Source organism: Betaproteobacteria bacterium (genome assembly GCA_009693245.1).
Taxonomy (GTDB): Bacteria; Pseudomonadota; Gammaproteobacteria; order Burkholderiales; family SHXO01; genus SHXO01.
Genome location: SHXO01000120.1, coordinates 1 through 7,253, shown reverse-complemented (window position 1 = coordinate 7,253; position 7,253 = coordinate 1). Strand labels below are relative to the sequence as shown.

Sequence of the window (7,253 nt, the reverse complement as noted above, 5' to 3'; positions counted from 1 at the left end):
CGCTTGAAGCGCCTGGGCTTATTCGAGGTGTTGTTCCAGGCCTTTCACTGGCAGTTGGCCGCCAGGGGCTATGAGGCGCGCTCCGGGCAGATGATCGGTGCGACCTTTGTGGAAGTGCCCAAGAGCCGCAACACGCGGGAGGAGAACGCGCGGATCAAGGCCACCCCGGCCGGAGAGGATCCAGGGCTGTGGAAGGAGGAGCCGGACAAGCGCGCGCAGAAAGACACCGATGCGCGCTGGACGAAGTGCGGCGCTTCGGATTGATGCCCAAGGTGGCGCTGCTTTCCCATTCTAGTTTTGGCAGTTCCCACAACGCATACGCCCAGAAAATGAGCCGTGTGCGAACCATACTGGAGTCGGCGGCGCCTGGCTTGGAGGTTGAAGGCGAAATGCACGGGGACGCCGCATTGTCCGAGGAAATTCGCCTGCAAATTTTTCCAAACTCCAGGCTCAAGGGCGAAGCGAATCTACTCATCATGCCGACCTTGGACGCGGCCAACATCACTTTCAACCTGCTCAAGGTCATTGCGGGAGAGGGCATCACCGTGGGCCCCATCCTGCTGGGTGCCGCGAAGGCCTGCCACATCCTGACGCCCACCGCGACGGTTCGGCGGTTGGTGAATATGACGGCTTTCGCGGTCGTCGATGCCGCCGCCCAACGATGACTATGCACCTGGTATAGACCTTGATAGAAGATGGGTAGGAGAACCCCATGCACACCACCACCTACGCCGGAACGCTCAATCTAGTGACCCATTTAGGGGCGCGGCACCCCTCGCCGGCCTTGCCCTCGCGCCTGGACCAATTATTCGCCTATCTGACCTCCACGGCCTTGGACGCCGCCTTGGTGGAAGATGATATCTGGGCGTTGTGGATGCACTATCCCCACCAACGTGCCGCCGAGGTGCTGGACAAGGCCGCCACGGATATCGCCGCCCACCGCTTCGACATTGCCGAAACGCGTTTGGCGATGCTCTTGCGCGCTTGTCCCAACTACGCCGAGGCGTGGAACAAGCGGGCCACTTTGTACTACCTATTAGGGCGCGATGAGGAGAGCGTGCGAGATATTCACCGAGTGCTGGAGCTCGAGCCCCGCCACTTCGGAGCCCTAGCGGGATTAGGCGAGATATGTTTGGCGGCGGGGGATGAAGCGGCGGCGCGCCTTGCCTTCCAAGCCGCGCTGCGGCTCAATCCCCATCTGGAGGCCGTGCGCGACGAAATCGATAAACTCGAAGCACCGGCGCGCACCGGTCCGGCATAAGGAAGACGGTTTGTCACCCCAGCCCCTATAATCCGCTGATGCAGTACCCATGAACGCACTCATGCACGCAAAAACGGAACGCTCTGGGGTTGGCCTCGCCGCGAAGCGTTGGCATAAAGATGAAATCGAGAGACGGCTCGCGCACGGGCTCCCCGAGAATTTTTCCGAGGGCGTGCTGCCGCGCTACCTTCACCCGCCGGAGAGAATTCCCACGCCCGCGGCCGTGCTCGTGCCCCTGATCAACCGGCCCCGCGGCCTTACCGTCATGCTCACCCAGCGCACGGCTCATCTTCACGATCACGCGGGCCAAATAAGTTTTCCGGGCGGGCGCGTGGATGAAGGCGACCGCGACCGCGCCAGCACCGCGCTTCGCGAAGCGGAAGAAGAGACCGGGTTGGCGCGAGACTTGGTGCAGCTAATTGGCCAGTTACCCGAGTGGGACATCCCAACGGGATTTCGCGTGACGCCGGTGGTGGGATGGATCGAGCCGCCCATCGAACTCACTCCCGATCCCTTCGAGGTCGCCGAAGTCTTCGAGGTGCCGCTTAGTTTCTTGCTCGATCCGGAAAACCACCGCAAACATTCCGACGTCGCCAACGGCCGCCAGCGGCACTATTACTCCATGCCCTACGAGGGCAGAAACATCTGGGGCGCCACGGCTGGCATGCTGCACATGCTCTACCGTATATTGCGCTAGCCCGGCATTCGTGGGCAAGGAAAAGGCACCTGTTAGCGCCGCTGTGCGGCACTTGCGCGGCAAAGGTATCGCCTTTTCCGATCATCTCTACGAATATGAAGAAAAAGGCGGCACCGCCGTTTCCGCGCGCGAACTCGGAGTGGATGAGAACGCGGTAGTCAAAACCTTGGTCATGGAGGACGAGCGGAAAAATCCTCTCATCGTTCTGATGCACGGCAACAAACAAGTTTCCACGAAAGAGCTGGCGCGCGTCGCGGGTGTCAAGACGATTCAGCCTTGCGATCCGGAAACCGCCACCCGCCACACCGGATATGTGGTAGGCGGAACATCGCCCTTAGGTATTCGAAAGCCCCTGCCGATATACATGGAGAGAACGATTCTTGACCTTCCCAAGGTCTACATAAATGGGGGGAAGAGGGGATATCTCGTGGGGATCGCGCCGGTTGATCTGGTCCAAGTCCTGCATCCAGCACTTGTATCGGTAGCCATCAATAAATAATGGAGAATGATGTTGCATAGCGCCAGCGCGAAGGAAGTTGTGGTTTCTAGACGTATTCATGAACAAGAAGTGGCAATGCTACGTTGCGAAATGGAAATACTCATGGCCGAGCGCTACAGACTTTTACGCGCCGCCGGCGCCGCGGCGATGTTTGTCGCCAAACTCGATTCAAAAAACATTCCGCGTAATTCCTATCTCGAGGCCGATGTTCTGGCCGCCACCATTAACGCTCTTCCCGAAGAAACGCTCGTCGACGCCCTCGACCGCGCCCACGAAATCGCGGACCAAGCCACCGCTTAGGTTAGCAGCCAGCCGTACCCAGTCCCTCCAAGCCTCTACTCGGTAGGCGATACCTACCGAGTAGAGGCTTTTTCCTATCTCAATGGTTTGTCTTGAGCGCGCGGATCGCGCAGAATGCTGTCCACGATCAATTGCCTTCGCCGCACGCGGCGTGCATCATGGACCTCACCCCGAGAGAAAAAGATAAGCTGCTCATCTTCACGGCCTCATTGCTTGCCGAACGGCGCCGCGCCCGCGGGCTAAAACTCAACTACCCCGAGGCCGTGGCCTTCATCAGCGCGGCCATCATGGAAGGCGCGCGCGATGGAAAAAGCGTGGCCCACCTCATGGCCCATGGCGCCACATTGCTGACTCGAGATGACGTCATGGAAGGCGTGGCGGAGCTTATCCCAGAGATTCAGGTGGAGGCCACTTTCCCAGACGGCACCAAGCTGGTTACCGTCCACCATCCCATTCCTTAGCGGCGAGACAGAACATGATTCCAGGCGAGGTGCGCGCGCAACCGGGCGAGATCGAATTGAACGCCGGACGCAAGACCGTGAGCGTCACGGTGATCAATGCGGGTGACCGGCCCGTGCAAGTAGGATCCCACTATCACTTTTTCGAAACCAACGAGGCCTTGCAGTTCGAGCGCGAAAAAGCCTATGGCTTCCGTCTCAATATCGCCGCTGGAACGGCCGTTCGTTTCGAGCCAGGGCAGGCGCGTAGCGTTGATCTGGTGGAGCTGGCGGGCGCGCGTCATGTATACGGTTTCCAGGGAAAAGTGATGGGGAAGCTTAAATGAGCAGCAAGATTGCGCGCTCCGCCTACGCGGAGATGTTCGGCCCCACCACGGGAGACCGCGTTCGCCTGGCCGATACGGAATTGTGGATAGAGGTGGAGAAGGACTTCACCATTTATGGCGAGGAGGTGAAGTTCGGCGGCGGCAAGGTCATCCGAGACGGCATGGGCCAAGGCCAGCGCCCCGCCGCCGAAGTGGCCGACGTCGTGATCACCAACGCTCTTATTCTCGATTACTGGGGCATCGTCAAGGCCGACATCGGCATCAAGGACGGGCGCATCAGCGGCATTGGCAAAGCTGGGAATCCGGACATCCAGCCAGGCGTGCAAATCGTGATTGGTGCCGCCACGGAAATCATCGCGGGTGAAGGCTCCATCGTTACCGCGGGCGGGCTCGATACGCACATTCACTTCATTTGCCCGCAGCAGATAGAAGAAGCGCTCATGTCCGGTGTGACCACCATGATCGGCGGAGGCACTGGGCCCGCGACGGGCACCAATGCGACCACATGCACGCCCGGGCCGTGGAACCTGCACCGCATGTTGCAGGCGGCGGATGCTTTCCCCATGAACCTCGGTTTTCTGGGCAAGGGCAATACGAGTCTGCCGCAACCGCTGGCCGAGCAGGTGGAGGCGGGCGCCATTGGGCTCAAATTGCACGAAGATTGGGGTACCACGCCCGCGGCCATCGATAACTGCCTGAACGTTGCGGACGATATGGACGTGCAAGTGGCGATCCACACCGACACGCTGAACGAATCGGGATTCGTGGAGAAAACCATCGAGGCTTTCAAGGGCCGCGTGATTCACACCTATCACACGGAAGGTGCCGGCGGCGGCCACGCCCCCGACATCATCCGCGTGTGCGGCGAGTCGAACGTGCTGCCCTCGTCCACCAACCCGACGCGGCCCTTCACGGTGAATACGGTGGACGAACATCTCGACATGTTGATGGTGTGCCATCACTTGGATCCCTCCATCGCCGAGGACGTGGCCTTCGCCGAATCGCGCATCCGGCGCGAAACCATCGCGGCCGAGGACATTCTGCATGACCTCGGCGCGATCAGCATGATGTCCTCGGATTCGCAGGCCATGGGCCGCGTGGGGGAAGTGATTCTGCGCACTTGGCAAACCGCGCACAAAATGCGCATTCAACGAGGATCCTTGGCGCAAGACGGTGCTGGCAACGATAATTTTCGCGTCAAACGCTATGTCGCCAAGTACACCATCAACCCGGCCATCACCCATGGTGTGTCGCACGAAGTGGGTTCCATCGAAACTGGCAAACTGGCCGACATGGTGTTGTGGCGGCCAGCCTTCTTTGGGGTTAAGCCTTCGCTGGTGATCAAAGGCGGCATGATCGCGGCGGCGGCCATGGGAGATCCCAACGCCTCCATCCCGACGCCACAGCCCGTTCACTACCGCTCCATGTTCGGCGCCTTCGCTGGAGCGCGCACCGCCACGTCCGTTACTTTTGTGTCGGGGGCCGCGCAAGCCGCGGGCATCGGCGAGAAGCTTGGATTGCGTAAACGCATGGTGGCGGTGAAGAACACGCGCACTCTATCCAAGAAAGATCTGAAGTGGAACGACGCCACGCCCAAGATCGAGGTCAATCCGGAAAACTACCAGGTGCGCGCGGATGGCCAGTTGCTAACGTGCGAGCCGGCCAAGGTTCTGCCCATGGCGCAGCGCTACTTCTTGTTTTAGGCCTTCGTTTGTGGCCTGGTATCCAGGCCGAGAATTTCGTTGGCGTTGATCACGGCATCGGCGATATCCTCCGTGGTGACGCGCTTGGTCATCGCTTGTTCTCGCAGCATCTTGTAGGCTTGGTCCTCGGATAGGCCGCGCGTGTGCATCAGGATGGCCTTCGCACGGTCGAGTTTGCGCTGGGCTTGGAGTCTTTGCTCGAGTTTCGCGACGTATTTCGACCGGTTCATCTCCTCCTGGCGCATGTGCCGCGCCAGCACGATGGAGGAGAGCAAGCCAGAGGATTTGACGGGGGAGGCAATCACGCCGCTCGCATTGAAGCGCAGCATCGCCTCGATGATGGTGGGGTTCTCGTAGGTGAGCACGGCGATGACCGGCGGGTGCCACGCGCGCTTGAGTCACGTTAATTCCAAGCCGATGACTTCCGGCCGTACAGCCAGGAACACCAAGTCCGGCTCGTCTTCCAGCATGCGTTCGTGCGGCGGCCAATAGGCTTTCACCCGGCAGCCGATGCGTTCCAATTGCGCGAGCAACTCGCGCCCGTCGGCGTCATCGGGATGAAATACGGCGATCTTCAATGAGCGCAGATTGCGCAGCGAAAGCGAAGTGCCGGATGTTGTTCTGGTCATGGCTATTGATTGGCGACGCGCACCCGCGTGGTCCAATCTTCCAATGAGTGCGAAATCAGATAGGGGTCGGGCCTCACCCAATGATGGGTCTCCTCCAGAATGTCGAACTGGCCCTTGCTGTTCGCCCGCCCGATACGCGGGCGCAGATACGTATGGTGATTGTGCTCATCGATGCGTACCCTGCCTTGCGGGGCATCGAATTCCGAACCAGGCAGCACGCGCAACAGCGCCTCCACATCGTCGGAGCCCGCCCGGCGCATGGCGTTGGCGAGGAGGTGGACTTGAAAATAAGCGGCTTCCCAGCACTGGTTGGTGATGACTTCGCTTCCAAAGCGCCGCTTTAAATTCTCCAGGCAGGCTCGGTTGGCGGGCGTATTCACGGACTTAAAATAAGGCGCGGCGGTGATGTGCCCCTCGGCCACGTCGCGTCCCATCTGGCGAACTTCGGCTTCGCAAGTCGTTAGGCTGGCGATGGGCATCTTCGCCGGATCCATGCCGAGCTGGCGGTAGGCTTTATAGAATAGCGACGTCGCGTCGCCCACGACCGTGGAGAAAATAAAATCGGGACTCAGGGATTTGATGCGCTTGGCCAGGGTGACGAAGTCTTCCCAGGAGGCGTCGAGCGGCAAATAGACCTCTCCCGCTTTCTGGCCGCCGCGTTCCAGAATCAGATCGCTCATGATGCGATTGGATTCGTAGGGGTATATGTAGTCCGAACCCACCATGAACACGCGCGACCCGTGGACGCGGGTCATGTATTCCGCCAGTTGAACGCTGTTCTGGTTAGGCGCCGCGCCCGTGTAGATGGTGTTGCGAGAATATTCGAAGCCTTCGTAGAGCGTGGGATAGAGCAGGAGCGAATTGGATTTCTCCACCACTGGAATCAGTGCCTTGCGCGTACTCGACATGTAACAGCCGAGGATGACACGTACACCGTCTTCGCTCACCAGCTTCTTGGCCAGCGCTTGAAACCTACTTGGCCGCGATTGCGGATCGTAAGCCACCAACTCCACTTCGCGCCCATTAATTCCGCCCGCGCTATTGACCTCTTCGATGGCAAGCCACGTCGCCAAGAGTTGCGAACGCTCGATGACGGAAGTGACTCCCGTTTCGGAAAACAACACCCCGATTCGAATCGGAGACATGGGCGCGGAGCTGGGGGAATTCATGATGCGGATGATTATGTCTTCGTTGCAGTGGAATTGGCCAGTACTTTTCCGCAAACCACTGCGCGGTGCCAGGGGAAGGGGCGAACGATTCTAGTGCATGGTTTTGGTGCGCCGCTACGGGATCGCACCAACTTCGAGCCGGTTCTTGCCAAGAGCCCAAGAAGGACTATTGCGCCGCCGCAAAAATATTATTGGGTTGCCCATTGACGGC

The 7,253-nt window shown here is 59.7% G+C and carries 9 protein-coding genes and 1 pseudogene; 8 read left to right on the top strand and 2 right to left on the bottom strand.

Annotated elements, in window-relative coordinates:
* Nucleotides 1-188: 188 nt before the first annotated feature.
* The 8 genes from EXR36_15045 (at nt 189) to ureC (ending at nt 5,244) form a co-directional block, all read left to right on the top strand.
* Nucleotides 189-665: a hypothetical protein gene (locus EXR36_15045; protein MSQ60908.1), complete on the top strand. Its 477-nt coding sequence runs from the start codon at nt 189-191 to the stop codon at nt 663-665.
* A gap of 47 nt (nt 666-712) precedes the next feature.
* A complete protein-coding gene (locus EXR36_15040) occupies nt 713-1,261 on the top strand; it encodes a tetratricopeptide repeat protein (protein ID MSQ60907.1) in 549 nt (182 codons plus the stop codon).
* A 61-nt stretch (nt 1,262-1,322) separates the two neighbouring features.
* On the top strand, nt 1,323-1,958 hold the full coding sequence (locus tag EXR36_15035) for a CoA pyrophosphatase (GenBank protein MSQ60906.1): 636 nt from the start codon (nt 1,323-1,325) through the stop codon (nt 1,956-1,958).
* Between the two features lie 10 nt (nt 1,959-1,968).
* Nucleotides 1,969-2,457 (top strand): Cys-tRNA(Pro) deacylase, encoded by a 489-nt coding sequence (ybaK, locus tag EXR36_15030; protein ID MSQ60905.1) that lies wholly within the window; start codon nt 1,969-1,971, stop codon nt 2,455-2,457.
* Between the two features lie 9 nt (nt 2,458-2,466).
* Complete coding sequence (locus EXR36_15025) at nt 2,467-2,757, top strand: hypothetical protein (GenBank protein ID MSQ60904.1); 291 nt, start codon at nt 2,467-2,469, stop codon at nt 2,755-2,757.
* Between the two features lie 158 nt (nt 2,758-2,915).
* Nucleotides 2,916-3,218 (top strand): urease subunit gamma, encoded by a 303-nt coding sequence (gene ureA, locus EXR36_15020; GenBank protein ID MSQ60903.1) that lies wholly within the window; start codon nt 2,916-2,918, stop codon nt 3,216-3,218.
* Between the two features lie 14 nt (nt 3,219-3,232).
* Nucleotides 3,233-3,541, top strand: coding sequence for an urease subunit beta (locus tag EXR36_15015; GenBank protein MSQ60902.1), 309 nt, complete (start codon nt 3,233-3,235; stop codon nt 3,539-3,541).
* Nucleotides 3,538-5,244 (top strand): urease subunit alpha, encoded by a 1,707-nt coding sequence (gene ureC / locus EXR36_15010; protein ID MSQ60901.1) that lies wholly within the window; start codon nt 3,538-3,540, stop codon nt 5,242-5,244. Before EXR36_15015 ends, ureC begins: the two co-directional genes overlap by 4 nt.
* Here ureC and EXR36_15005 read toward each other — a convergent pair.
* Both EXR36_15005 and EXR36_15000 read right to left on the bottom strand, forming a co-directional pair.
* Nucleotides 5,241-5,873: pseudogene (locus tag EXR36_15005) on the bottom strand (ANTAR domain-containing protein). The gene ureC and the pseudogene EXR36_15005 overlap by 4 nt on opposite strands.
* 2 nt (nt 5,874-5,875) lie before the next feature.
* On the bottom strand, nt 5,876-7,018 hold the full coding sequence (locus tag EXR36_15000; GenBank protein MSQ60900.1) for an amino acid ABC transporter substrate-binding protein: 1,143 nt from the start codon (nt 7,016-7,018) through the stop codon (nt 5,876-5,878).
* Nucleotides 7,019-7,253 lie beyond the last annotated feature (235 nt).

What these genes read in the sequence shown, in the direction of transcription:
- EXR36_15015 (MSQ60902.1), top strand. Translation starts at nt 3,233, where the DNA reads ATGATTCCAGGCGAGGTGCGCGCGCAACCGGGCGAGATCGAATTGAAC.
- EXR36_15035 (MSQ60906.1), top strand. Translation starts at nt 1,323, where the DNA reads ATGCACGCAAAAACGGAACGCTCTGGGGTTGGCCTCGCCGCGAAGCGT.
- EXR36_15040 (MSQ60907.1), top strand. Translation starts at nt 713, where the DNA reads ATGCACACCACCACCTACGCCGGAACGCTCAATCTAGTGACCCATTTA.
- EXR36_15025 (MSQ60904.1), top strand. Translation starts at nt 2,467, where the DNA reads ATGTTGCATAGCGCCAGCGCGAAGGAAGTTGTGGTTTCTAGACGTATT.
- ureA (MSQ60903.1), top strand. Translation starts at nt 2,916, where the DNA reads ATGGACCTCACCCCGAGAGAAAAAGATAAGCTGCTCATCTTCACGGCC.
- EXR36_15000 (MSQ60900.1), bottom strand. Translation starts at nt 7,018, where the DNA reads ATGTCTCCGATTCGAATCGGGGTGTTGTTTTCCGAAACGGGAGTCACT.
- ureC (MSQ60901.1), top strand. Translation starts at nt 3,538, where the DNA reads ATGAGCAGCAAGATTGCGCGCTCCGCCTACGCGGAGATGTTCGGCCCC.